The organism is Neolewinella lacunae, from assembly GCF_014349155.1.
GTDB classification, from domain to species: Bacteria; Bacteroidota; Bacteroidia; order Chitinophagales; family Saprospiraceae; genus Neolewinella; species Neolewinella lacunae.
Genome location: NZ_JACSIT010000147.1, coordinates 6,328 through 32,037, shown reverse-complemented (window position 1 = coordinate 32,037; position 25,710 = coordinate 6,328). Strand labels below are relative to the sequence as shown.

Genomic DNA, 25,710 nt, shown 5'->3' with positions numbered 1-25,710 from the left:
ACATCAAGATCGCACAGCCCCATTAGATTGAGGATGCCCACAGCAAATCCACGGGCCTGTCGATATGGCAATCGAAAAACAGTTTTAAACATCATCATTGTCTCGATGCAAGTGTCACTGTAACGAAACTGTGCGCCTCGTTGCGCAGGCTCCTCACTGTACCAGTTCTGGATGACGTCCTCGTTAATAAGAAAGGTGATGTTCCCCCGATTCTCTAGCGCTTTGTTATACTCCGACCAGTTGACAACAGTATATTTCTCCTTAGTTGTGGCCTCGAATCGCTCGTCTTTCTTTATCTTTGCCATGGGCTGGACGCTTTGTTCTTGTTTTGTAGTAGATCCAAAGATACGGGCTCCAGCCCAACTTTCACCCCCCTGGCTATGAGGCCTCAGTCGGCCGATTCATGCAACAACGCCCTCTTGATCCATGAATATTAAACCAACGCCCTTCGGCCTCTTAATACTGGTAGTTTTCATGGTTTTGCTTTACGCTAAGCCCGATGTGGATGACTTCACCGACGCCAGCTGTAATCGCTTACTGAAAGGTTTTTACAATTGGAATGTTTTTTTGCCGTTGTATGGAACGTTACTCTTGGCCAGTATTTGGCGGCTTGCGACGCTGAGGGGCTTTAAAGAGCATTTTTTTGAAACGCTGGTATGCGGCATGCTTGTTTTGTTTGTAATTGTTCCAATTGTTTACAGGTTGGTTGGTGGCTAGTTTTTATAGGCTACTGAACGGGGGCTGTAATGATGATGGTTTAGGAGAAATGCAAAAGTGTCGATGATCCAGCGGGGTTTTGGTGGGCTGACCAACCCCTTTTACCTTTTACCTATTACCTATGTTGCGAACGATTTTCCCTGCTGACACGATTTATACCTCCGGTATTTACTGGACGATTTACACCTCCAAGGAACTTTTGCCTTCAAAGATTCCCACTCCGAAGTGATGTTCCTCATTGCAGACGGCAAAAGATGCCTGGGAGGAGAAATCGTTCGTCATAGTTTATAGCATTTATTCGGCGTTTTCGCGTACAATAGCTTGGTGAACGCAACTCACTTGCGTGTACACCTGCCTGAGCTGAAGGCCTATCTTTTTTTGCCACAATAGCAGGCTTAAAATAGGCAGCCAGCGCTGTGATTGTCTACCGCAAGTTATAGCTAATTTTCTAACGCGCCAAATCCCCCCCCCTCAAACCACCCCCAAAACCAAATACACCAACGCAGCAATCCCCCCAGCAATACCCGCATACGGCAACTGCGTCTTAACGTGGTCAACGTGGTCGGTGGCGGAGGCCATGCTGGAGAGGATGGTGGTATCGGAAATGGGGGAGCAGTGGTCCCCGAAAACGCCGCCGCCGAGCACGGCGGCGATGGCCATCAGCACGTTGGCGTCCATATCGCGGGCCATGGGCACGGCGATGGGGATCATGATGGCGAAAGTCCCCCAGCTCGTGCCGGTGCTGAAGGCGATAAAGCAGGTTGCCAGAAATACGAGGAAGGGCACCAGACCGGGGGAGATGAAGCCCTGGGCGACGTCGGCCACGTAAATGCCCGTCTCCAGCTTTTTGCAGAGGGTGCCAATGGCGAAGGCCAGCAGCATCAGCAGCGCCAGCGGCATCAGGCCCGCAATGCCTTTTAGTACCAGGTCCACGCTTTCCCGGAGCCCAAAAATGCCCTGGGCCTTGTAAAAGACGATCGAAACGAGCAGCGAGAGCGTCACGGCGGTCAGTACGGCTGTCGACCCGGAGCCACTTCCAATGCTCTGGAACAGCATTTCCCCGGCACCTGCGTCCGCGCCCAAAATCTCGCGTGCCGCACTCCAGCCCGTATACGCCAGCATGAAGGGCATGAAAATAACCATCACCACGATGGGCACGATCATGTTCCGCGCCCGGGGCACGACGCCTTCCTTGGCGGCAATGTCGGTCAGCTCGGTATCCACCACCGGTGTTGCGCCGGGACTGAGCAATTGCCCCGCCGCCGTCCGCGTCTCAGCCCGGCGCATGGGGCCAAAATCCTTCCGCAGCAGGATCACGACCGGCACCATGAACAGCGCCAGCATGGCGTAAAAATTATAGCCCAGGGCCCGGATCATCGTGCCGAAAGGGTTGGCAAAACCTTCCGCCGCCAGCAGGGTCATGATGAAAGCGCCCCAGCCGTTGAAGGGGATGAGGATGGAGCTGGGTGCCGAGCTGGAGTCGGCAATGTAGGCCAGTTTTTCGCGGCTGATGCCCAGTTTATCGAAGATCGGCCGGTAGAGCGTGCCGACCGTCAGTACGCTGATGCTCGACTCCACGAACACCAGCGCGCCCGTCAGCCAGGCCAGCAGCTGCACCACTACGCGCCCGGACCCGTCGCGGCGGTTTTCGTAGCGCGCCAGCCGCCGCTCCACGCGCACTATGAAGCCCGCCACCCCGCCCGAGCGCTGCATGAAAACAATGAGCCCCCCTACGAGGGCGCAAAACATGATCGTGCGCGTATTGCCCGCGTCGGCGAAGACGTCCACCAGCCCCTGCAAGGTCTCCAGAAAGCCCAGCCAGGGGTTGCCGCCCATTAAAATGACGTAGCCCAGGAAAATCCCAGCCAGCAGGGAAATGAAAACCTGCCGCGTGCCGATGGCCAACAAAATGGCGATGACCGGAGGCAGCAGCGTGAGAAAACCGAGTTGATCCGCCATGGGGTGTGCTTTGCCGGGCAAGCTAGGCAATCTGCCGCAATTGCGCAGTTCTCCAAGGTGTTTTTCGGGGGCGCGGCCGCAGGTGCTCCCCCCCGACCCCCCGAAGGGGGGAGTTGGGACAAAGGAGCAGAGGATGTCCAACCCTAACCCTGGGATTATCTCTCTCCTTCGTGTGTGCATGGGATATTTTTCTCTCCTTCGGGTTAACAAAGGATCTTTCTCCCCACTTCGGGGGGCCAGGGGGGGACAATCTCCCCCCTTCGGGGGGCCGGGGGGGATTACACCAAACACTACCCACCTCCCCCGGGTTATACCAAGGACCGCTGACCTCCCCCGCCCGCCCGGCCACAAATCATTTTCCTTTTGGCAAAAAGTATCCCCCGAAGAATCATTCGCATCTTACTGTGGGTCCTCGGCAGCGTGCTGGGGCTTTTACTGTTGATTTTTCTGCTGCTGCAAATCCCCGCCATTCAGCAAAGGATCGGCCAGGAGGTGGTCAAAATTGCCCGCACGACGCTTAATACGGACCTCGGCTTCAGCCGCCTCGACATCGACTTCCCCACCCGGGTGGTCCTCGACGACGTATACCTCAACAACCCGGCGGGCGACAGCATCGCCAGGGTAGGGGAGTTGGGCGTAGGCATCAACATCCTGGCCCTCCTCAGCTCCCAGATCCAGGTGACGGACCTGACCCTGCGCGACGTCTTCGCCAACGTCCGCACCACCGACTCAACCTCCAACATTCAATTCCTGCTGGACTTCGGCGCACCCGACACCACCGCCGTCGCTCCGCCCCCGGCCGATACCACGGCTGGCGGCTTCACCCTCGACGCCGCCGGGGCCACCTTCCTTTTGGAAAATGCCGACATCTACTACCAGGACGATCCCGTCGGCATCCTCATCGACCTCGTCTCCCGCCGGCTGGCCGGCAAAGTCAATGCCCTCGACCTGGAAAACCAGGTGTACGACCTCCAATCCATCGACCTCGAAGGCGCCCGGGTGATGGTGGGCATCGGGGAAGGTTCGCAGCCCGCCGACACGACCTCCGCCGCTGCGGCCCTGCAACTGCTGGCCGGGCGCATCACCATCCAGGAAAGCGACCTCGCCCTGAGTATGGACAGTATGGACATCGCCACCGGCCTGCCCTACGTCAACCTCGAAGGCGCAGAACTGGCCCTGGGCGATTCCCTCGGGTTCCGGGGGGAGCTGTTTCAGCTCCGCGACTTTGCCTTGAGCCTCGATACGCCCGCGCCGCCGCAGGTGGGCCCTGGCCTGGACCCCAACCACCTGGCCCTGACCGGCGTGGAGGCGGAGGTGACGGACATTGCCTATTTGGTCGATTCCCTGCACCTGCGTCTGCGCCAACTGGCCGCTACCGAAAAAAGTGGCCTGGCCGTGGAACGCAGCGAGGGCACCGTGATTTACACCCCCCGCTTCCTGGGCCTCGAAAATTTCCTGCTCCGCACCAGCAACAGCGAGCTGACGAGCGATAAAACGGCCGTGGCTTACGACTTTGCCGGGGGCGACCTGGCGGATCTGGTGGCGCGGGTCCAGCTCGATGGTCAGTTGGGTTTGAGGGACGTTGCCCTGCTGGCCCCCGACCTCCGCAGCGTACCCGTCGTGGGCAGCAACCTGGCCCAGAAGCTCAGCTTTTCCGTCCGGGCCAACGGCACGATGGCCGATCTCCAACTCAGCCGGATCGAGGTGGATGGACCGGGCGTGCGGGTCCGCGCCTCCGGGCAGGTGGCCAATGTGCTGGATGTCAACCGGATCGGCGGCCGGCTTTACCTGCGGGAATTCAGCGTCGTTCCCGGCCCGCTCCTGCCCCTCATCCCCGAGGGAATGCTGCCAGCTGGCATCGACTGGCCGCAGAAAATCATCGCCGAGGGCCGGGCCGAATACCGCAACGACCGCCTCCAACTCAACCTCTACGCCGTGGAAAACCGGCAGTTTGGCAATGGTCTGCTCAGCCGGGTGCGCACCAACGGCGTCATCACCGGCGTGCAGCGCTATCCCCAGACCAGCGTAGACGTCACCCTTGATACCCTGCTGGCCACCCGCGCCACCATCCTGGCCTACCTGCCGCCCGGAAGTTTGCCCGAAGATTACTCCCTGCCGGATTTCGTGCGGGGCAGCGGTACCGTCAGCGGTCCGCTGGATGACCTGGAGGTGAACCTCCGCCTCAGCCTGCCGCAGGAGCAGACCTTCGCCAGCATCAACGGCAACATCAAAAACGCGCTGGAAGTGGAGCGACTCAGCTTCGACCTGGCCGTTTCTGACCTGGCCGTTAACGTCGCCGACCTCCGCGCCATCCTGCCCGATACCCTCTTGCCCGCCAACCTCAACCTGCCCAACCTCCGCATCACCAACGCCAGCATCTCGGGCACGCCCACCAACCTTACTTTCGAGGTGCCGCTGAATACCGACAACGGCGTGTGGAACCTCGCCGGGCGCTACAACCCGGAAGACCTGGACGTCAACGTCCGCATCCAGGGCGTTCGCGTGGCCGAGCTCTTCACCGGTGCCTACCGCGATACCCTCGAAACGCTCAACCTCAACCCGCTCAACATCACCGCCCAGGTCAACGGTCGCCTCGAACCCACCATGCTCCTGGAAGTGGACGCCACCATCGGCGACGACACCGACGGGCCGCTGGCGGATTTCAATGCCCTGGTCGAGGACGGCCGCTACGCCGCCGATTTCAACATCACCCACCCCGACTTCCTGGCCTCCGGCGAAGGTTTTTACGCCATCGGCCCCGATAGTGTCGCCTCCGTCGAAGCTACCGTTGACCTTAACCGGATCGACCTCCAGCGCTGGGACGTCACGGAAGTTCCCCTGCTCCTGGACGGCCGCCTCACCGCCCGCAGCGAAGGCCTCGACCCCTACCAGATGCTGGCCTACGCCCGCCTCGACTCCCTACGCCTGCGCGGCGAAGAGGGCAGCAGCTACGTCGATAGCCTCGTCGTACGGGCCAGCCTCGATAACTGGGACAACAACATCACCGTCCGGTCCGACGTGCTCGATGCCGACCTCACCGGCCGCTTCGATCCGCTGAAGACTCCCGAAAAAATGGTACAGTTCATCATCGCCTACTGGGACGAAAGCCTGCGCCAGCCCGACCCCGTGGAAGACGGCAGCTCCCTCGATTTCACCCTCAACCTCAAGCGCCCGCAGCCCCTGACGGGTGGCCTGGTCAACGGCCTGACCGTCCTGACCCCTTTTCAAGCCACGCTGGTTTACCGCGACGCCCAGCCCGAACTGCTGGTGCAGCTCGACCTGCGGGAGATCGTCTTCGCGGGCCTCTCCGCCCAAAACCTCCGCTTCCGGGCGGTGGGCGACACGGCCGGTCTGGCCTGGGATGCCAATTGGGCGGACATCAACTACAACGACCAGATCGAACTGGGCCGCACCGTCCTGAGCGGGGAAACCATCGAAGATGAACTGCGCGTAGCCCTCAAAATTTACGCCGAAGACGACAGCCTGCGGCACTACCTCGGCCTCATTGCCGACGCGGACGCCGATACCCTCACGCTGCGGCTGGAAGAGGAGCAGCTCCTCAACTTTGAAACCTGGACCGCACCCCCCGATAACCTCATCGCGCTGGCGGGGCAAAACCTGGTGATCTCCGACTTTTCCCTGACCAGCGGCGTGCAGTCGCTCCGTGCCGAAACCACCGAGCCGAACGACGTGGTGATCACTTTTGACGACTACAATCTGCGGACGCCCAGTCGGCTCATCTTCTCGGAAGAAGAAGTGGCGGCGGGCGTCGTCAACGGCACCGTAGGGCTGGACAATGTGCTGACCAACCTCGGTATCCAATCCGATCTGACGATCGATAGCCTCAATTACCTGGGCTCGACCCTGGGCAACGTCGTGGCGCAGGTGAGCAGCTCGGACGAACAAACCTACGACGTCCTGGTCGCCCTCCGCGGCGGCGGCAACGAGGTGGAACTCAACGGGGAAGTGGTGCTCAACGGGCCGGTGGACCTGGTGCTCGACGCCGAGCAACTCCAGCTCACGGCGGCCGAGCCCTTCAGCCTGGGCTACCTCAAAAACAGCGAAGGCTACCTGAGTGGGCGCATCCAGGTGGGCGGCACCCTCGATGCGCCGAGCCTCGATGGCGACTTGCGCTTCAACGACGCCAGTCTGGTCATCAGCCTGCTGGGCGAGCGCTTCCGGCTGGACGAAACGCCCATCCGCTTCCGGGGGCAAACCATCTCTTTCGGCAACGATTGGAACATCTATGATTCGGAAGGGGGCGCGGCGCAGGTGCAGGGAACGGTGGAGATGCAGAGTTTGTCGGACATCCTCCTCGACCTCAACGTGCGCGCCAACAACTTCCTGGCCATCAATTCGGGGAAAAAAGACAACAAAGATTACTACGGCAAGATGTTCGTAGACGCAACGGTCGACATCGCTGGCACGGCCGTCCGCCCCGTCGTGGAAGTCACCGCCACCACCAGCCGCGAATCGGAAATCACCTACGTCTACCGCATCGCCCAGCAGGGGCTGGTGGAAAGCGAGAACGTGGCCCTGTTTGCGGAAAGCTACCGCTGGGAGGACATTCTCCGCCCCGGCACGCAGCAACAGCTGGACTCTACGGCCGCCCTCGCCGCTGGCATGGACCTGACGCTGGACCTGGAAGTAGACCCCGAACTGGAGGTCACCGTCATCATCGACCCCGTTACGGGCCAGACTTTCGTTGGCCGGGCCAACGGAGATTTGAGTCTGCGCATTTACCCCGACGGCCGCCAGGAAGCCACCGGCCGGGTAGAGCTGACGGAAGGGAAATACGACTTCATCTACCAGAACGTCATCAACAAAGAATTCATCGTTTTGCCGGGCAGCAACGTCACCTTCAACGGCGACCTGCTCAACCCCAGCCTCGATCTCCGCATCCGCCACATCGCGGAAACGGCACCGCTGCCGCTCGTCCAGGGCGTACAAGGGGAGACGGTGGACGTTACCGGCCTGCGCCGCTCCCAGACCTTCTACGTCGACATCACCCTCAAGGGCGACCTCCAGGCCAGCAACATCACGACCGACGTGGTGTACCCCGACGACGCCTACGGCAACCTCGGCTTCAGTTCGGTCGAAGACGCCCTCGCTACCCTGCGCCAGGACCAGAGCCGGATGACGACCACCGCCTTCCAGCTTTTGGCCTTTGGCAGCTTCAACGTTCCCTTGCTTGATGCCAGCGGTGGCGGCAACAACCTGGTGGCCACCAGCCTGAACAACCTGATGGGCAACTACCTGAACACCTTTGCCGACCAGCTGGTGGGCTTTGTCGACCTCGACTTCGGCCTCAACAGCTACGAAGATGAGGGGGGGCAGACCCAGACCAACCTCCGCATCAGCCTGCGCAAAGCCCTCTTCGACGACCGCGTCATCATCAGCGTAGACGGCGTTGCGGGTACGGCCGAAGACGAGCTGGCCGGCACCCAACAGACTTACCTTGACAACATCACGGCCGAGTACCTGATCAACGAAGACGGCACCTTCCGCCTCAAGTTTTTCAACGACCGCGACCGCAGCAACCTCGTGGGCGGCAACGTCATCCGCTTCGGCGGCCGACTCACCTTTGGCAAAGACTTCGAAACCATCCGCTGGTTCAAAAAAGACGATAAACAATGATTTTCCGGCGCAACATCTGGTCCCGACTTTCCTCGCTCCTCCCCCTTTGGGGGTTGGGGGGCCAACGTACTCCCCCCTTCGGGGGGTCGGGGGGGAGCACCTGCGCTCCGCGCCCAAATCCCCTGGGGGCTCTTGCTGGTCTCCTGCTGCTGTTCACCCTGGGCAGTTGCAACGTGACCCAGTATTTGCCGCCCGGTGAGTACCTCTACGACGGTTCCAGCGCCGAAATCGAAGCGCCCGAAGGCGTACCGACGGCGGAACTGGACGCGGCCGTACAGAGCGTGCTGGACAACAATACCAATGCCAAGGTGCCCATTTTGGGCTACTACGGCGTGTATCGCTACTACCGTTTTCAGGAAAAGCTGGCCAAGAAACCCGAGAAATTTGGCGACCGCGAGCCCTGGGGCCAGGAACCCATTTTTTACGACGAAACGGTGGTGGAAAGCGTCAATGCCCTCCTGGAAAACCGGGCAACGAACGAAGGCTACTTCGTCAATGAAGCCACCTGGACGCTGGATACCAACGCCTCCGACCGCAGCATCAGTGCCAATTACTTCCTGACCGTGGGCCACGACTACGTGATCGACTCCGTGGCCCACTACTGGCGCGACAGCAGCGTTGCGCGGGTGCTGCAAGCGCTCGACCAGGAAACGCTGCTGCCCCGCGGCAAACGCTATCAACTTAATGCCCTGAAAGGAGAGCGGCTGCGCTGGCAGGAAGCGCTCCGCGACGCCGGCCACTACTACGCCCGGGCCGACGACTTTCTGTTCCTCGTCGACACCGTCACGGGCACGCACGAAGTGGACCTGCTGGCCAAGCTCAAAGACGACGTGCCGCCCAACCACCTGGTGGCCCAGCGCATTGCGGCCATCAACGTTTATCCCAATGCCTCGGCCCAGGACAGTACCGCCAGTTTTGCCGCCGCCGACACCGTGCGCGTCGGTGGCCTCAACGTGATCTGCCGCGACTGCCCGCTGCGCCCGGCCATCGTCGACGAAGCCTTTGAACAGGAGACGGGAGACCTGTACAATCCGCTGGCCCACAAGAAAACCCTCCAGCGCCTGGCTGAGTACAACACCTTTCGTTACATTGCGATGGACTACGAGCCCGTGCCCGGCAACGACAGCCTGCTGGTGCTCAATGCCTACCTGCAACCCCGCCTGCGGCGTCGCTTCGAAGGGGAACTGGGCCTGACCTACAACAGTGCCGATTACTTTGGTCCGAACGCCAAGCTCGCCTACGTCAACCGCAACCTCCTGCGGGGGGCGGAGCTGTTCCGGCTGGAGGGGGAATTCAGCTACGCCCAGTTTCTGGGGGGGCAGGGGGAGGCGCGGGTGCCAACTTCGGGCATCTACGGGCTGACGGCGCAGCTGCAGGTGCCGCGGCTGTGGTTGCCGAAGCGGCGCAAGCTCATTCCCCGGGTGTTTACCAGCAGTACCCTCCTGGAGTTGGGTGGCAAGGTCGAACAACTGAAGATGAACCTGGCGCAGTTTGGCAAAGAAATCACCGACAACAACCTGAACGAACTGGCGGGCATTCTGGAGGCCGACCCCGAAGCTTCCGAAAACCTGAGCCTGCGGCAGTTCCGCTTTCAATTCGGCTACAACTGGAAGCGCCGTGTGGCCAATAACCACCAGTTGATCCCCCTCAGCATCCGCTTCCAAGACCCCAGTGTGTCTTCGGAGCAGGTACTTGACCTGGCGCGGGTGGCCAACCTCGCCCCGGGCGTTACGGCCGAGCAGACCAGCCGCTTCGACCGCATGCTCGTCTTTTCCCCCAATTACACCTATACCCTGGATACGCGCCTGCGGGGACTTTCAACGCACTCTTTCTTCCTCAAGCAGTTTAACTCGTTTAACGTCAACACCGTCTTTCCCGTCGGCACCAACGCCGACCTCCGCAACCGCGAAGTGAGCCTGTACCCCATGCTGGAAACGGACCTGCGGTACTACCTGACCTTCAACAAGCGACAGCAGTTTGCCACCCGCCTGCACGGGGGAATTGCCTTTCCGGTGTTCAGCGACCGGGCCATTGTGCCTTACTTCGACCTGTTCAGCATTGGCGGGCCCAACAGCTTGCGGGGTTTTGCGCCCCGGCAGGTGGGGCCGGCGGCCACGGTACCTTTTGCAAACAACCTGCTGACCTTCGGGGGCTTCGGCAACCTCATTCTGGAGGGCAGCGTCGAATTCCGCCAACGGGTCAACGACCTGATTGAGGTGGCCCTGTTTGCCGACGCAGGCAACATCTGGACCTACAAAACCGAGCGGGAGGAACTGGAGACGGACTTCAAGTTGGACCGCTTTGTGGACCAACTGGCAGCCGACGCCGGAATTGGTTTCCGCTTCGACCTCCAATTTCTCCTCCTGCGCGTCGACCTGGCCAGGCCCCTGCTCATCCCCTACGCCGACGCTGCCGAATTGCTGGTCGTTCCCTACGCGGATGCCCGCAATGTGCCGGATACGGGCTTGCGGCTGGTGGTGGCTTTTGGGTATCCTTTTTAATGAGCGAATGGGTGAATGGGTGAATGCGTGAATGGGTGAATGCGTGAATGGGTGAATGAGCGAATGGGTGAATGCGTGAATGAGCGAATGCGTGACCGCCGAAGGCAGCAGCGCAGTTAATGGGCTACCGCCAGGGACAGGCGAGACAGGGAGACAGGGTGATGGACTATCCTGCCCCTTTCGGCCCTGGAGGTAGGCTGTCTGATTAATTGGGGTTAGCCCGTACGCGTGTCAGACTGCCTAGGTTGAGACCCTCTGGGTCGATCGAGCCAGGCACAGTGGCGTATTCTACTACAACCCAGAGGGTCTCGACCTGGTAAGCGCTAGAGCCTCCCCCGGTTGATTTGGGGTTGAGCCCCCAACGAATGGGCCAAAGTGAGTACGGCTGCGGCGTAGCTAATCGGACAGCCTAGCCCTAGAGGGGCCAAGCGTAGCGTCGGGTAAAACCCGATGTTTCCGTTTAAACGATTAGTCTATACCGTCATCCACTGGTTGCATGGGCGCATAAAAACCATGGCTATTTGTGATAAAATCGGGCTATCGATGCATTTCCTGACACCTATCGCGTGCGGTAGCCATTTGCATCGCAGTACTTCGTGCTCACGCATTCACGCATTCGCTCCTTCACGCATTATCTACTCTGCCCGAAGGCACGTACCTTTAGCCCCGTGAAATTCGGAGCAATGCCACTGGACCTGGTCATCATCGGGCGTTCGATCCTCTCTTCTTTTGAGGATCCGACGGCGGAGCTGTACCGTGGCCTCATCAATGAGCTGGCCCAGCACGGCCACCGGACCACCTTCATGGAATGGCAAGAACCCGGGACGAAGCAGGTGCGTGATATGCTCCGTTCGCCCTACTGCAATGTCTGGACCTACCCCGATACGGCCAGCTTACTGGAGCAGTACACGGAAGTGATCCAATCGGCCGATGTCGTGATGCTCGGCAGCGGGGTAGCGGATGCGGAAGAGATTGCCCTGTGGATTGCCGAGGAGGCCCGCGGCGTTACGATCTACTACGACGCCAACCTGCACCGCACCATCGAGAGCCTTCAGGCCGCCCGCAGCATTGGCGACTGCCTTTCCTGCCGGACCATCGGCAATTTCAACCTCTTCCTTTCCACTACGGGCGGGCCGACCCTGGCCAAGCTGGCGCAGGACAACGACCTGGCCTTCGCCCGCCCCTTGTACGAAAGCATTGATCCCTACGCTTTTTACCGCACCGACGGGGAGAAGAGCTACGACCTCGGCTTCATCGGCAATTACAAGGCCGACCGCGAGCGGAAGATGGAAGACATGCTCCTGGGCCCGGCCCGCTACACCCCCGGCCGCAAATTTGCCCTCGCCGGCGGAGGATACCCCAACCTTGAGCAGTGGCCCGATAACCTCACCTACCTGGAATACCTGCCCGAAACCAACCTGGTCGATTTCTACAACCGGCAACGCTGCGCCCTCGTCCTGAACCGCGCCGACCGCCAAAGCATGGGCTACACCCCCACGCGCCGCCTGCTGGCCGCCGCCGCCTGCAGCGTACCCGTCTTGACCGACTACTGGCCAGGCCTCGAAGAATTCCTCGAACCCCAGCGCGAAATCTTCTGCGTCGACGACAAAAACAGCGTCCTCGATATCCTCTACGGCACCGACGAAAGCCTTCGCTCCAAAATGGGCATCGACGCCCGCAAACGCATCATGGCCCACCACACCATCAGCCGCCGCGCCGAGCAATTGCTGGGCTATCTGGCGGAGGTGACGGACTGAGTAAGGGGGGGAAGGAATAAAGGAGTAAAGGAATAAAGGAATAAGGGGGGGCACCCCAGTCTTTTTTCGTTTTATTGGGCTTTTTCAAGCGGGTATGATACCCCTCCCCCGGCCGCTCCCCGCAGGAGAGGGGTGACCGCTCTAGTCGTTTTTCGTTACTTAAAGATTGATTTTCAGTCGCTTATGGTCGAGAAGTTTTAGATCTGGGGGGCATGAGGGTTTTACTGCGACGTAAAACGTCTTGGCCTCACGCAAAAAACTCCATGAGCATGAAATACTGCGAAGCAAAACTCCATGCATAACTCCAAGCAACTCCATGGGCTAAAAAACCTTGCCGGACGAGACGTCCGGAACCGGGCTGGGACAGCTGCGACGTAAAACGTCTTGACCTCACCTAACACTGCGACGCAAAACGTCTTGAACTCACAACGGATATCCAAAGAGCAGCGCAGCAAATGTTAAATGTTGAATTGTAAATTGTAAATTGTAAATTGTAAATTGTAAATTCTCACTCCTCCGCTGCCAAAACCCCATTAATCCCCAGTCGCATCGCCATATCCATGACGGTGACGACGCCTTCCACTGGCGCGCTGTCATCCGGGGAGATCAGCATCGAATAGTTGCCGCCAGCCTTGGCCGATAGTTGGGATTCGAGTTCGTCGACGCTGATGCGCCGGTTGTTGAAGTAAAATTCGCCGTTATTGGTGATGCGGACGTCGTCCAGGCGCTGCTGGCTCGGGCTGGCGGGGGTATCCGAGCGGCCGGGCATCTTCAGGTTCAGGGCGTTGGGGGCCACCACGGTGGAGGTAAGCATGAAAAAGATGAGCAGAAGAAAAATGATGTCCGTCAGGGAAGACATATTGAATTCGGCACTGACTTTACTGCGTTTTTTGAGGCCCATGGTGGAAGCTTGATTGGGAGCGACCCTAACCCCGGGGGCGGGGCTGGGTAGCGATGATGGCGCGGGCGCGTTTGCTGGCCGCCAGTTTCATGATGGGGGTGATGCGGTTGAAGGGGACCCCCGTTTCGGCTACGATGGTCACGGTGGCGTCCTCGGCGTTTTCCACCTGGGAAAGGGCGTCGGTGAGAGCCTGCGCAATGGCCGCCCCGTTGACGTCGATGTTATTAACCCGGGTAATGCCATCCTTTTCCAGTTGCACCACGATGTTGGTCGGGGCCACCGTCTGGCTATCGGAAATGGGCAGGTCAAAAGGCTTGATCTGCACGAAGTTGGAGGTGAGCATGAAGAAGATGAGCAACAGAAAGATGATGTCCGTCAAAGACGCCATACTGAACTCTGCGCTCGCCTTACTCGATCTTTTTAAACCCATGGAGATAGTCATTTTATGGCCCGAAATACGGGAGGGGGCGCGGACGCAGGTGCTCCCCCCCGGCCCCCCGAAGGGGGGAGTGAGGATGGGGAGCAAGGGAAGTCAAGTGAGGAAAGCCAAGGCCTCCGCCCAATTACTTACCCGGCTCCTGGAGCAAATCCATAAACTCCGTCGTGGAGCGCTCCATTTTGTAGACTACGCGTTCGACGTTGGCCACCAGCAGGTTGTACCCCACGAAGGCCAGGATGCCGATGAAAAGACCAGCGGCCGTAGTCAGCAGCGCCGAGTAGATGCCGCCCGCGAGCACGTCGGGGGTAATATTTTCGGCCGTAGACATCTCGTAAAAGGCCGAAATCATCCCCGTTACCGTCCCGAAGAAGCCAATCATCGGGGCTGCGCCGGAGATACTGGCCAGGGTGCTGAGGCCTTTCTCGAGTCGGAAGACCTCCAGGTTGCCTACGTTTTCCACTGCCGCGTCGATGTCGCGCAGGGGCCGGCCAATGCGCTGCAGGCCCTTATCCACCATCCTGGCCACGGGGCTGTCGGTGGTAGCGCACAGGGCGCGGGCATTGGCCATATTGCCGGCGGTGATCTCCATCTTGATGCGGTCCATGAAGCCCTGGTCTTCCCGGCCCGCCGCCTTGATGGTGGTGTAGCGCTCCACAAAAATGTAGACCCCGACGATGAAGAGCACGAGGAGGATGCCGACGATGATGATGGAAAGGAGACCCGAATCCATCAATACCGAAAGTAAGTTATCGGACTCGACCGCGGGCTCCTGGTCCATGGTCATTTCGGGGGTCTGGAACAGCAGCAGGAAAAAATTCATCAACATCTGGGCTTGTTTAGCGATTGCAAAACGGTTGTCTCTTCCATTTGGTATGTACCTCCCGCAGGAATCAGCCCCCCGGCGCTGAACGCAGGCAGGCAAGAGCGGCAACCGACCATTCTCATAGTGCCCCCAAAGGTAAAATTATTTATGGTTCCTGCGCAAGACCGATGTAGAAGCCTTAGCAGGGCCTTTAAGTGCGTGGTATGACTTGATTCCCGCTTACATTGTAGATTTGCGCAACTGTTGGCGATTGTGTTGTTCTCCCCGCCTGTTTTCCATTCGGTCTTTTCCAATCACTGTTCTTCCATGCACTTTCGCTTCTTCACCCTGCTGATGTTTTTGGCGGGGACCTTGCTGGCCCAGTCGCCCGGCACTCCTGCGGCCCAACGGCAGTTGCTGGCCAGATCGGGTGCCCGCTGGTCTTTGGCCACGGGCCATTACTTTTCCCTCACCCTGCCCCCCGCCGCTACTGCCGCCGCACAGGATCCCCTGGCTGCAACGCTGGCTTTCGTGGAGGCTTACGGCGGGGCTTTGGGGCTGGCCTCGCCGGCGGAGCTCTCCCTCACCCGCCAGGAACGGAGCCTGGATGGCCGCCACTACCTCCGTTTTCAGCGGATGCGGGCCGGCCTTCCCGTCTTCGGCCAGGTGCTGGTGGCCCGGCTGACTGCCGAAGGGGTTTTGCTGGGGCTGAGTGGCAACCTCGCTCCTTCAACGGCCTTTGCACCTGCGGCCGCGCCCACTGCCACGTCCTTCTCCTACGTTGATCTGGCCCGCCGCGCCGCCCGGCAACGCTACCCCTACGCGGCGCAGTGGACGGCCACTGATCACGGCAGCGCCTGGATCAGCCCCCACCCCTGGAACGCCGCCGTCCCCAGCCAGCGCACCCGCGTCATTGAACTGACCGAGCCCGCCGGCCACCGCGCCGAACGCCTCTACCTGGCCGAAAGCAGCGGCAAAGTCATCTTCCACCACCCCCTGCACTGCGATCTCAACCGCGAGCTCTACCGCCTCAATACTGCTGCCTCGAACCTCCTCTGGATGGAAGGCGACGTCTTTCCCGGCAGCCTCAATGCCGAACGCCGCGAACTTCTCCTGGCCACCGCCGAAACCTACCACCTGTTTCACCGCAGCTTCGGCCGCCGGGGCTTCGACGGCAACGACGCCAAAATGAACCTCGTTGCCGAAGCCGGCCTTACCAACTGCCCCAACGCCAGCGCCAGCGGCAACGCCATCCGCCACTGCACCGGCGTGGTAGGCGACGACATCGTGGCCCACGAATGGACCCACAACTACCTGGCCGCCATGAACGGCCTCATCTACCGCTTCGAAAGCGGGGCCATCAACGAAGCCTACGCCGACATCTTCGGCGAGGCCCTCGACCTGCTCAATGACCGCGGCAACGACAGTGATGACCACCTGCCGCGCGGCGGCTGCACCGACTCCGGCCTGCGCTGGAAACTCGGCGAAGACGCCACCGCCCTCGGCACCCACCTCCGCGACCTCTGGCAACCCGAATGCCGCAACGACCCCTCCACGCGCAGCAGCCCCGATTACGCCTGCCTCAACGGCGAAACCGACAACGGCGGCGTCCACACCAACAGCGGCGTCGTCAATCGCCTCTTCTCCCTGCTCACCGACGGCGGCACCCTCAACGGCGAAAACGTGGCACCGCTGGGGATGACCAAGGCCCTCCACCTCTTTTTCCACGCCGCCAACCACTACCTCACGCCCGTCACCGACTTCCACGCGCTGAGCCTTATGCTGGAGCAGTCGGCCAACGACCTGATCGGTACGCCCCTGCCGGCCCTGACCCTGCTCGACCTGCCCGCGCCACCCTCCGGCGAAGTCTTTACGGCGGGAGACCTCAGCCAGCTGGCCGCCGCCCTCCGCGCCACCGGACTCCGGGAGCCTTCCCCCTGCAACTTCGTCCCCACCCTCGGCCAGGATCCCCCGCCCCCGTGTGCCGGCCAGGAATTCGTCTCCCTCTACACCGAAGACTGGGAAGCCGAGCCCCTGGGCTGGACGCTGACCGAAACCCCGGTCAATCCCGGCAGTTGGACCTCCAAAGCCTGGACCCTCCGCACGGCCCTCCCCGACGGACGACCCGGCCGGGGCATCTTCGCCCCCAACCTGGCGGTCGGCGACTGCGCCGCCGACCTGGAAAACGGAACGGTGGAACTGAGCAGCCCAACCATCCTCCTTCCCCCGGGCTACACCAGTTTTGTGCTCGCCTTCGATCACTACTACTCCAGCGAGGCGGCTTTCGACGGCGGCATCGTGGCGTACTCCCGCAACGGCGGGGCTTTCGCGCCGGTGCCCCCAAGCGCCTTCCTTTACAACGGCTACGACGGGCCGCTCAACGCTGCGCCGGGCAACGATAATCCCCTGGCCGGGCTGCCGGCTTTCCACGGCGCCGACCAAAACAGCACCACCGGCACCTGGGGCCGCAGCGTCGTGGATCTTTCTGCCCTCGGCCTGGTGGCTGGGGATGAGCTGCAGCTCCGCTGGGTCTTTGGTCACGACGGCTGCACCGGCTGGCTGGGCTGGTACGTGGACGAGGTCAGCGTAGGTGGCTGCCGCGACTTCAGCCTGCCGGTCACCTACCAAAGCCTGCGGGCCACTGCCGCCAAAGACCATATTGCCCTGCGGTGGACCACGGGCAGCGAAGACCGCAACGCCGGCTTTTTCGTAGAACGGCAGGCCGAAAACGACGCCAGCTTTACGGAGATCGCTTTTGTGCCGGCGGGGGATGGGAGCTACCATTTTGCCGACTACGGGGTGGTGCCCGGCACCGCCTACGTGTACCGCCTGCGGCAGCGCGACTGGGGTGGGGCAGAGGCTTATTCTCCGCTGGTCAGTGCCCGCCTGGAAGCCGCTGCCACCTGGCGGGTGTACCCCAACCCGGCTTCGGACTGGCTCACGGTGGAAGCGCCCGCTGGCGTAGGAATCGCCCGGCTTTACGACGCCGCCGGCCGTTTGGTGGCCAGCCTTCCCCTGCGCGATGGGGTGGGACGGCTGACTACCGAGGCTCTTCCGGCCGGACTGTATTGGCTGCGGGCCGGGGCGTATACCCAACGGGTCATTTTGGGTAGATAGGGCGCGGCCGCAGGTGCTCCCCCCCGGCCCCCCGAAAGGGGGAGTCAGGATAAAGAGCAGGGGACGGCACTCACGGCCAGGGTTTTCCCCGGGGAAAGAAAGGCTTTTACGGCCGCTCCTGCTTCGTCCTTTCCGCGACACTTGCACCCCCGGCTGCGCAACCTTAGTTTTGCCCACCCGTTATTGGAGCAAGTCCGGTTGATTGCCGCCCGGGAGGAACCATCGTTGTTCCCGGGCGGCCGTAATGCCACCAAGAAGTTATGATGGCCTGTTCCGGGTCTTATCCTGTGCTGCGGCACCCTAAAAAAGCCTATGGATACTTTGATTACAATTGGCCAGCTCGTCCTTAGCCTGTCCATTCTGATCGTCTTGCACGAATTTGGCCACTTCCTGCCGGCCCGGCTGTTCGGGACGCGGGTGGAAAAATTCTACCTTTTCTTCGACCCCTACTTCAGCCTGTTCAAGAAGCAGATTGGGGAGACGGAGTACGGCATCGGCTGGCTGCCGCTGGGCGGCTACGTCAAAATCAGCGGGATGATTGACGAAAGCTTCGATACCGAGCAGATGCAGTCGGAGCCCCAGCCCTGGGAGTTCCGCTCCAAGCCGGCCTGGCAGCGCCTCATCATCATGTTGGGGGGCGTTACGGTCAATTTCATCCTCGGCTTTTTCATCTACGCGATGGTGCTCTTCGCCTACGGCGAGGAATACCTGCCAGCCAAAAACGCCACGGCGGGCATCGCCGTGGATAGCCTCGGCCAGGCGATGGGCCTCGCTACGGGTGATCAACTGCTGCGCATTGGCGAAGTACCTTTTGATCGCTTTAACGACCGGGCCGTGCTGCGCGCCGTGGCCATCGACAACGTGCGCGAGCTGACAGTAGCCCGCAACGGCAGCGAGCAAACCATCACGATCGACAACAAGTGGGCCGACATCCTGACCCGCCACGAGAACAAGCGCGAACGGCTCTTCACGCCCCGCATTCCCTTCGTCCTGGGCCTGGTGGCCGAAGATGGCCCTGCCGCCAAGGCCGGCCTGAAGAAAGAAGACCGCATCGTCAGCATCAACGGCGTCCCCACGGCTTACTACGACGAATTCGAAGCCGCCATCAGGGGCCGGAAAAATGAAACGGTGGTTTTTGGCGTACAGTCCAAAGACAATACCACCGTCCGGGAGGTCAGCGTAACCACCAACGAGGACGGCAAAATCCGCGTAGCTCCCGCCCCCCCCGAGTACTTTTACAAAACGGAGCGCATCGAGTACGGTTTCCTGGAATCCTTCCCGGCGGGCTTCAACCAGGGGGTACAGTTCCTGGGCGACCAATTCAAGGCCTTCGGGGAGATGTTCAAGGGCAACATTAAAGTCACGGAAAGCCTGGGTGGATTTGCCAGCATTGGCTCCATGTTCGGCAAGACCTGGGTTTGGGAGCGCTTCTGGTTTATGACGGCTTCCCTGTCGCTGATCCTGGCCTTCATGAACCTCTTGCCCATCCCCGCGCTCGACGGTGGCCACGTGATGTTCCTCCTCTACGAAGTCGTCTCCGGCCGCAAGCCGAGCGATAAGTTCATGGAGCGGGCCACGATGGTCGGCTTCGTCATCGTCCTCGGTCTCGTAGTGCTGGCCAACGGCCTCGACATCTGGCGGGGCATCAAAGGCTTTTTTGGAGGCTAAACCCGTGTTACCCCCCTGGATCCATGACCAATTATTTCGCGTTTTTCGGACTTTTGCCCGCCCCCGTCCTGGACGAGGCCGCGCTGAAAAAGGCCTTCTACGCCAACAGCCGCCGCTACCACCCCGACTTCCACACGCTGGAAGACGAGGCTACGCGCGATGCCGTTCTGGAAAAGAGCACCCTCAACAACCAGGCCTATAAGGTCCTGGCCGACCCCGACCTCCGCCTCCGGCACCTGCTGGAGCTGCGCGGCGCACTCGGCGAAGAGGGCACCAACAGCGTTCCCCAGGATTTCCTGCTGGAGATCATGGACGTCAACGAAGCCCTGATGGAGCTGGAACTTGACGACGACCCCGCCGCCCGCGCCCGGATTGAGGCCCTGGTCGCCGGTCTGGAGGCCAGCCTGGACCGCGAAATCGCCGATCTTTTCAACCAATACGACGATGCAACCGTTAGCCCGGCGGAGCTGGACCGGCTCCGCGATTACTACTTAAAAAAACGCTACTTGCTGCGCCTGCGTGGCAAGATCTGATGCCTCCCCGACCATGCTCGTTCTGCTTTCTCCCGCCAAGACCCTCGATATGGCCCCCGTCGATTTTCCGGACGCCACCCAGCCCCGCCTGCTCGACGACAGCGCCCGCCTGGTGGAAGCCCTCCGGAAAAAGTCGCGCAAAAAACTGGCGGAGATGATGGACATCAGTCCTAACCTCGCCGAGCTCAACTACCAGCGCTACCAGGATTTCAGCCTTCCCCTGAGCCAGGAGAACGCCAAGCCCGCCCTCTTCGCCTTCCGCGGCGACGTCTACCAGGACCTGGAAGCCGACGACTTTAGCCCCCAGGAGCGCGACTTTGCCAACCGGCAGCTCCGCATCCTCTCCGGTCTCTACGGCCTGCTGCGCCCGTACGATCTGATGGCCGCCTACCGCCTGGAAATGGGCACCAGCCTCACCACCCGCCGGGGCAAAAATCTCTACGCCTACTGGGGAGACCGCATCACGCAACTCCTCAACGAAGACCTCGCCGCCCAGGACGAAGACCTGGTACTGAACCTCGCCAGCCAGGAGTACTTCAAAAGCGTTCGTCCCGAAAAGCTCCGCGCCCGCCTGCTGACCGTCCACTTCCGCGAAGCCCACCAGGGGGGCTACCGCGTGGTGGCCTTCAACGCCAAACGCGCCCGGGGCCGCATGGCCAACCTCATCACCCGCGAAGGCATCACCACCGCCGAGCCGCTGCGCGAACTCGTCGTCAATGACTACCACTTCCGCGCCGATCTCAGCGCTGAAGCGGATTGGGTTTGGGTGAGGGAGTAAGGGGGGAAAGGAATAAAGGGGGAAAGGATTAAAGGGGGAAAGGAGCTACCGCACGGGATAGGCGGGTGGTTGAGGCGTTGTACGCCGAAGGGGTAATTTTTACCCTCGGGCTTTTGCTGCGACGTGAAACGTCTTGACCTTCCACAAAAAACTCCATGCAACTCCATGCCCCACTCCATGCCCCACTCCATGGGCTTAAAAACCTGGCCGGACGGGACGTCCGGAACCGGGCTGGGGCAGCTGCGACGTAAAACGTCTTGACCTCACTTAGTCCCTCTTCGTGTCCTTAGTGGTTCAAAAAAACCTGCGAAGCAGGCACCCAATTAAGCCGATTTTTTCAGCTGCAGCAAGCGAATAGACCCCGGCACGCAAGGGCCAAAGCCACTGTTGCCCCACCACGGTCCGTGGAGCACTACGCCTTCGGGGGTGTAGCTGATGACGAGCTCGTAGCGCTTCAGGCACCAGGAGAGGTCTTCGGGCTTTTCACCGCGCAGGATTTTGGTTTCCGTCAGTTTCCAGGTGCCGTTAGGGAGTTGGAATCCACTGAGTTCCATCTCGGCCCAGATCGTCCCGTGGCGCACAAACGAAGTGCCCTTCAGGAAAATGCCGTTGTGGCGCAGTTGCATGCTGAACTCGAAGCTGGGCGCAATGCCCCCCGGGTTTTGCAGGAGGTGGCCTACCCAGATGCCGTTGAGGTCCGTCTCCGGCCCGGTGGTGGGCCGTTGCCCCCAGGCGGTGCCCGGCGGCTGCACGCTTGGGGCGGGGTGCATGGCCAGCAGGAAGGTCAGGGAGAAAAGGAACAGGGTTAATCGCATGGTGCCAAAGGTAGACCAAAAAAAGCTGTTTTTTTTCTTTCGCGGGGCCACGTTGGTGTTAAAGTCGGTGTCTTATGCCCGTATACTGAGTTGATTTTCAGAGCGAATAATTTGGAAACGCCCGGCCTGCTTACCGCAGACCGGGCGTTTTTTTTGGTGCGCAGCCAAAGCAAAAAAAAATGACCCCGCACCAATAGGGAGATGCGGGGCCGAAATTTTCCCACCGTTCCGGAGAGCGGCGGGGCTCATGGGATTAAGACTTTAGTATCCGCCACCAGTGGAGGCACCGGCGGGAGCGGCGTCTTCCGCAGCACCGGGTTCGGCGGTGAGGAATTCTACGCGGCGGTTGATGTAGCTGTTGTCCAGAGGAACGATGGCGTTTTCTTCACCGCGGTACTGGAGGATGAGGTTGTTGCGGTCGATGCCGTGCTGGTTAACGAGGTGATCGATTACGGCTTTCGCACGGCGGTAAGACAGTACTTCGTTGTTGGCGGCGTTGCCCGTACGGTCGGTGTAGCCCCGGATGACCATCTTCATGTTGGGGTTGCCCTGCAGGACGCGGGCTACACTGGAGAGGGTGCCGAAATCAGCGTACTTAACCGTGCTCTGTCCCAGGGGGAAGTAAATCATGGGCAGGAAGATCTCGCCGCGGTCGGTGCGTACCGTCGTGGTGCCGGCCTGGTTGCCAGCCTGCAGGCGGGAGATGGAAGCGTCGATCATTTCCTGGACGCGGTCTTCGGTGATGGGCTTATCGGCGCGGTTCATCACTACTCCGTTGGCGTCAACCTGCTCGCCGGCGCGGGGAGGGAAGAAGGGCTCGAGGTCTTTGTAGTCGGGCACACCGTCTTTGTCGCTGTCCAGCACGCGGCCTTTGGTATCTACGGGGACGCCAGCGGGGGTGTTGGCTTCCTGGTCGATGGCATCGACCACGCCGTCGCCGTCGGAGTCGCGGGTAGCGTCATCCACTTTGCCGCCGACGCGGGCGAGTTCTTCGCGCACGGGGTTGAAGGCGTTGGTCCAGTACAGCGGCTCCGCCTTGTTGCCGATGTTGAAGTTGAGGCTGAGGGAGGCCACGTTCTGGATGTCCCGGAAGTTGCCACCAACGGTGTAGCCGTCCAGGCGGTCCGCCCGCTTACCGAAGGGGATGTAGGACTGGAACTCAGCACCGATGTTGAACTTGGGGCTGACGCGGAAGGTAATTCCGGCACCCGCCACGGCGTGTACGGAAAGGTCTTGTTCAAACATTACGTTGCGGCCTTCCTGCCAGGGGCCGTCTTCGCGCTGCCGCTCAACCTCCACGAGGTTACCACCGGCACCGGCCATGAAGTAGAAGTTGGTGCTGCGCACGTCTCCGGAGTAACGGAAGTTGTTCAGCGTAACCACAACCAGGCCCGATCCGCTGATCCAGGTAGACTCGAACTGCCGGTCCATGGCCTCATTGATGCCTTTGTTCTGGGCGTAGAGACCATCAAGGCGCAGGGAGAAAAGGTGGTCGAGGCTCTTGCGCAGGTGCAGGCCGCCACCGAAGCCGAACTCAGAGTCTACGTCGCCCGCCACAAAAGCGTAGGAGGGGCGAATACCGATCTCCAGCATCGTGCCAGCGCTCGGTTCTTTCATCTTTTTCTTGTCCATCTCCCCGTCACTCGTCAGGTCTTCGATGGTCATGTCAGTGGTTTCCGTGTTCTCAGTGTCGTTCGTAGCGGGTACGGGCGTTCCCTGGGCGCTAAGGGCAGTGGCGCTGGCCAGGAGGAGGGCTAAAATGGAAAGTTTCAATACTTTCATAAGATCAGTAGATAGATTAGTTTCAGAATGGGATTAATGGCCGGAACTCCCGGCGGAGATCAGTTCTGGGTGGCACCCGGTAGCGCAGTTACACCAGGTGCAAGCGCACAAGACCGGTGCGAAACCTGATTTCCGGGTAGGTTCACTAGGTTGGGTTTGTACCACTGCCCGGTGGCAACGGTAGGCTTTTATGACGAAGTGGTAGCGTTTTGCAGTAAAACGTACATCTTTCGCAGTTCAAAGGTAGGTCTTGTTTTTGAAACGGTAGCGCTTTTTGGGGGACCGGATATAATTTTTTTTCGTATCAATAAAATCCATCATGCGTTATTCGGCCTTTCGGAGGGTGCTTTCCGGCCCTGCGGTGTAACTTCGGCCCCTTATCAATGCGCATGTACACTCCCTGGCTCCAAGCTCCGCCCAAACCCCCTGTTTCGTTGCCCGCGCATTCGGTGGGGAAGTCCCTCCGCCCCCGTTCGCGGCAGATCGCCGTTGCCATCATTGGCTTAGACGCGGCAGTGGCGCAAAAGACACGCGAGCACCTGTACGCCAGCAGCTGGGCCTTCGGGAAATTGGTGGTCCGGGATCTGGGGGACATCCGCAAGGATACCCGCGATTTCATCATCCCGTTGCTCCGCGAGCTCTACGCGGCGGGCATCACCCCGGTGCTGCTTGGCGGCAACAACGCACTTTTCGCGGCCCAGTACCTCGCCTTTGCCGAACTCAACCGCCAGGTCAGTCTTTTGCAGATCGACCGCTGCATTGGCCTCAATCCCCACCAGGAAGGCAGCGACGTGCTCGATGCGGCCGTCTACCGCCCGGGCCGTAAGCAGTACCACGTGGCCCACCTCGGTGCCCAGCAACATCTGGTCGATCCCGCCGTCTGGGACTTTTTCGACGCCCACGGCTTCGAGGCCGTCCGCCTTGGCCAGGCCCGGGCTGACGTCACCCAGCTCGAACCGCTCCTCCGCGATGCCGACCTGGTGGGCCTTGACATCAGCGCCATCAACCACAACGAAGCGCCGGCCCGCAACGGCTTCCACCCCAGCGGCTTCAGCCTCCAGGAAGCCAGCCAACTGGCCTATTACGCGGGCAATTCCGATAAACTGTCGTCTTTCGGCCTCTTCGGCCTCAATCCCGCAGCGGGCACCACCGCCGAAACGGAACTCACCGCAGCCGCCTACGCCCAATTGGTCTGGTACTTCCTCCAGGGGTATTCGCTGCGGGTCGGGGATTTTCCAGCCACGACCAAAGGATTGCTGGAATACATTGTCGATCTTCAGGGCTTCGACCGACTCACCTTCTGGCGCTCGCCGCGCAGCAACCGCTGGTGGGTGCAGGTCCACGACGGCAAGTACCAGGGCGAAGCGCGCCACCGGCTGGTCCCTTGCGCTTACCAGGATTACCTCCTGGCCAGCAACGAACAGACGCTACCTGATCGCTTGCTGCTGGCCATGCGCCGCTACACGAATGCGGGGTGAAGGAGGGCGCGGACGCAGGTGCGGGGGAGGTTGGATGTGCGATGTCAGATGTACGATGTCAGATGTACGATGTCAGATGTTCCGCCCGGTGCCGGATGTCTCCTGCGGCAAAAACTTTCCTTTGACGTCGAATCTGTACTCCTGATAAAAAACCCGGTTGAGGGTGTCCCCACCCGAATAAGAGTACACGGTTATGGATGTGCTCACGCTCAGCCGGAGGGCAGTTCGGGTATCCATAGACCAGTGGGAATGAACTCAGCCCGGGAACATTCGGGTGGGGACACCCTCAACCGGGCTGTTTCGGGAGGAGGAGACGTCTTTAACCGAGCCCGGGGACGTTCGGGTGGGGACACCCTCAACCGGGCTGTTGCGGGGATGTCAGATGTGGGATGTCAGATGTTCCGCCCGGTACCGGAAGTCTCCTGCGGCAAAAACTTTCCTTTGACGTCGAATCTGTAATCCGGGTATAAAACCCGGTTGAGGGTGTCCCCACCCGAATAAGAGTACACGGTTCTGGATGTGCTCACGCTCAGCCGGAGGGCAGTTCGGGTATCCATAGACCAGTGGGAATGAACTCAGCCCGGGAACATTCGGGTAGGGACACCCTCAACCGGGCTGTTTCGGGAGGGGGAGACACCTTCAACCGAGCCGGGGACGTTCGGGTGGGGACACCCTCAACCGGGGGGGATTCGGGGAGGTCAGATGTGGGATGCCAGATGTTCCGCCCGGTACCGGATGTCTCCTGCGGCAAAAACTTTCCTTTGACGTCGAATCTGTACTCCTGATAAAAAACCCGGTTGAGGGTGTCCCCACCCGAATAAGAGTA

16 protein-coding genes are annotated in these 25,710 nt (G+C 60.6%); 9 read left to right on the top strand and 7 right to left on the bottom strand.

Going from position 1 to position 25,710, the window contains the following annotated elements; translation table 11 throughout:
• The coding region (locus H9S92_RS17890; protein ID WP_187468049.1) for a transposase at positions 1 to 305 on the bottom strand (305 nt) is incomplete at its 3' end.
• A 121-nt stretch (positions 306 to 426) separates the two neighbouring features.
• On the opposite strand from H9S92_RS17890, the gene H9S92_RS17885 reads away from it, so the two are divergent.
• The gene (locus H9S92_RS17885) at positions 427 to 717 is read left to right on the top strand and encodes a hypothetical protein (protein ID WP_187468069.1); all 291 of its coding nucleotides are present in this window, start codon (positions 427 to 429) and stop codon (positions 715 to 717) included.
• Positions 718 to 1,188: 471 nt separating this feature from the next.
• Here H9S92_RS17885 and H9S92_RS17880 read toward each other — a convergent pair whose 3' ends face one another.
• On the bottom strand, positions 1,189 to 2,676 hold the full coding sequence (locus tag H9S92_RS17880; RefSeq protein WP_187468068.1) for a Na+/H+ antiporter NhaC family protein: 1,488 nt from the start codon (positions 2,674 to 2,676) through the stop codon (positions 1,189 to 1,191).
• Between the two features lie 363 nt (positions 2,677 to 3,039).
• Between H9S92_RS17880 and H9S92_RS17875 the strand changes: the two genes are divergently transcribed.
• The 3 genes from H9S92_RS17875 to H9S92_RS17865 all read left to right on the top strand — a co-directional run bounded on the left by H9S92_RS17875 (position 3,040) and on the right by H9S92_RS17865 (position 12,571).
• A complete protein-coding gene (locus H9S92_RS17875; protein WP_187468067.1) occupies positions 3,040 to 8,313 on the top strand; it encodes a translocation/assembly module TamB domain-containing protein in 5,274 nt (1,757 codons plus the stop codon).
• A 173-nt stretch (positions 8,314 to 8,486) separates the two neighbouring features.
• Positions 8,487 to 10,814 (top strand): BamA/TamA family outer membrane protein, encoded by a 2,328-nt coding sequence (locus tag H9S92_RS22715; RefSeq protein WP_187468066.1) that lies wholly within the window; start codon positions 8,487 to 8,489, stop codon positions 10,812 to 10,814.
• 683 nt (positions 10,815 to 11,497) lie between these two features.
• Positions 11,498 to 12,571 (top strand): CgeB family protein, encoded by a 1,074-nt coding sequence (locus tag H9S92_RS17865; protein ID WP_187468065.1) that lies wholly within the window; start codon positions 11,498 to 11,500, stop codon positions 12,569 to 12,571.
• A 508-nt stretch (positions 12,572 to 13,079) separates the two neighbouring features.
• Here H9S92_RS17865 and H9S92_RS17860 read toward each other — a convergent pair.
• The 3 genes from H9S92_RS17860 to H9S92_RS17850 all read right to left on the bottom strand — a co-directional run bounded on the left by H9S92_RS17860 (position 13,080) and on the right by H9S92_RS17850 (position 14,731).
• Positions 13,080 to 13,472: an ExbD/TolR family protein gene (locus H9S92_RS17860; RefSeq protein WP_187468064.1), complete on the bottom strand. Its 393-nt coding sequence runs from the start codon at positions 13,470 to 13,472 to the stop codon at positions 13,080 to 13,082.
• 25 nt (positions 13,473 to 13,497) lie between these two features.
• Positions 13,498 to 13,902, bottom strand: coding sequence for an ExbD/TolR family protein (locus tag H9S92_RS17855; protein ID WP_187468063.1), 405 nt, complete (start codon positions 13,900 to 13,902; stop codon positions 13,498 to 13,500).
• A 133-nt stretch (positions 13,903 to 14,035) separates the two neighbouring features.
• Complete coding sequence (locus tag H9S92_RS17850; protein ID WP_187468070.1) at positions 14,036 to 14,731, bottom strand: MotA/TolQ/ExbB proton channel family protein; 696 nt, start codon at positions 14,729 to 14,731, stop codon at positions 14,036 to 14,038.
• Positions 14,732 to 15,040: 309 nt separating this feature from the next.
• On the opposite strand from H9S92_RS17850, the gene H9S92_RS17845 reads away from it, so the two are divergent.
• From H9S92_RS17845 to yaaA, 4 genes are all read left to right on the top strand, one after another.
• On the top strand, positions 15,041 to 17,830 hold the full coding sequence (locus H9S92_RS17845; RefSeq protein ID WP_187468062.1) for a M4 family metallopeptidase: 2,790 nt from the start codon (positions 15,041 to 15,043) through the stop codon (positions 17,828 to 17,830).
• Positions 17,831 to 18,142: 312 nt separating this feature from the next.
• Positions 18,143 to 19,498 carry an RIP metalloprotease RseP gene (rseP, locus tag H9S92_RS17840; protein ID WP_187468061.1) on the top strand — a complete coding sequence of 452 codons (1,356 nt, stop codon included), beginning with the start codon at positions 18,143 to 18,145 and terminating at the stop codon, positions 19,496 to 19,498.
• A 23-nt stretch (positions 19,499 to 19,521) separates the two neighbouring features.
• Positions 19,522 to 20,031: a Fe-S protein assembly co-chaperone HscB gene (hscB, locus tag H9S92_RS17835; RefSeq protein WP_187468060.1), complete on the top strand. Its 510-nt coding sequence runs from the start codon at positions 19,522 to 19,524 to the stop codon at positions 20,029 to 20,031.
• Between the two features lie 13 nt (positions 20,032 to 20,044).
• A complete protein-coding gene (gene yaaA, locus H9S92_RS17830; protein ID WP_187468059.1) occupies positions 20,045 to 20,809 on the top strand; it encodes a peroxide stress protein YaaA in 765 nt (254 codons plus the stop codon).
• 323 nt (positions 20,810 to 21,132) lie between these two features.
• On the opposite strand, the gene H9S92_RS17825 is transcribed toward yaaA, so the two are convergent.
• Together H9S92_RS17825 and H9S92_RS17820 are read right to left on the bottom strand one after the other, a co-directional pair.
• Entirely contained in the window at positions 21,133 to 21,624 is a 492-nt protein-coding gene (locus H9S92_RS17825; RefSeq protein WP_187468058.1) for a hypothetical protein, read from the bottom strand.
• 261 nt (positions 21,625 to 21,885) lie between these two features.
• Complete coding sequence (locus H9S92_RS17820) at positions 21,886 to 23,406, bottom strand: OmpA family protein (RefSeq protein WP_187468057.1); 1,521 nt, start codon at positions 23,404 to 23,406, stop codon at positions 21,886 to 21,888.
• A gap of 434 nt (positions 23,407 to 23,840) precedes the next feature.
• Here H9S92_RS17820 and H9S92_RS17815 point away from each other — a divergent pair, with 434 nt between their 5' ends.
• Positions 23,841 to 24,884, top strand: a complete 1,044-nt coding sequence (locus H9S92_RS17815; protein WP_187468056.1) for an arginase family protein — start codon at positions 23,841 to 23,843, stop codon at positions 24,882 to 24,884.
• Positions 24,885 to 25,710 lie beyond the last annotated feature (826 nt).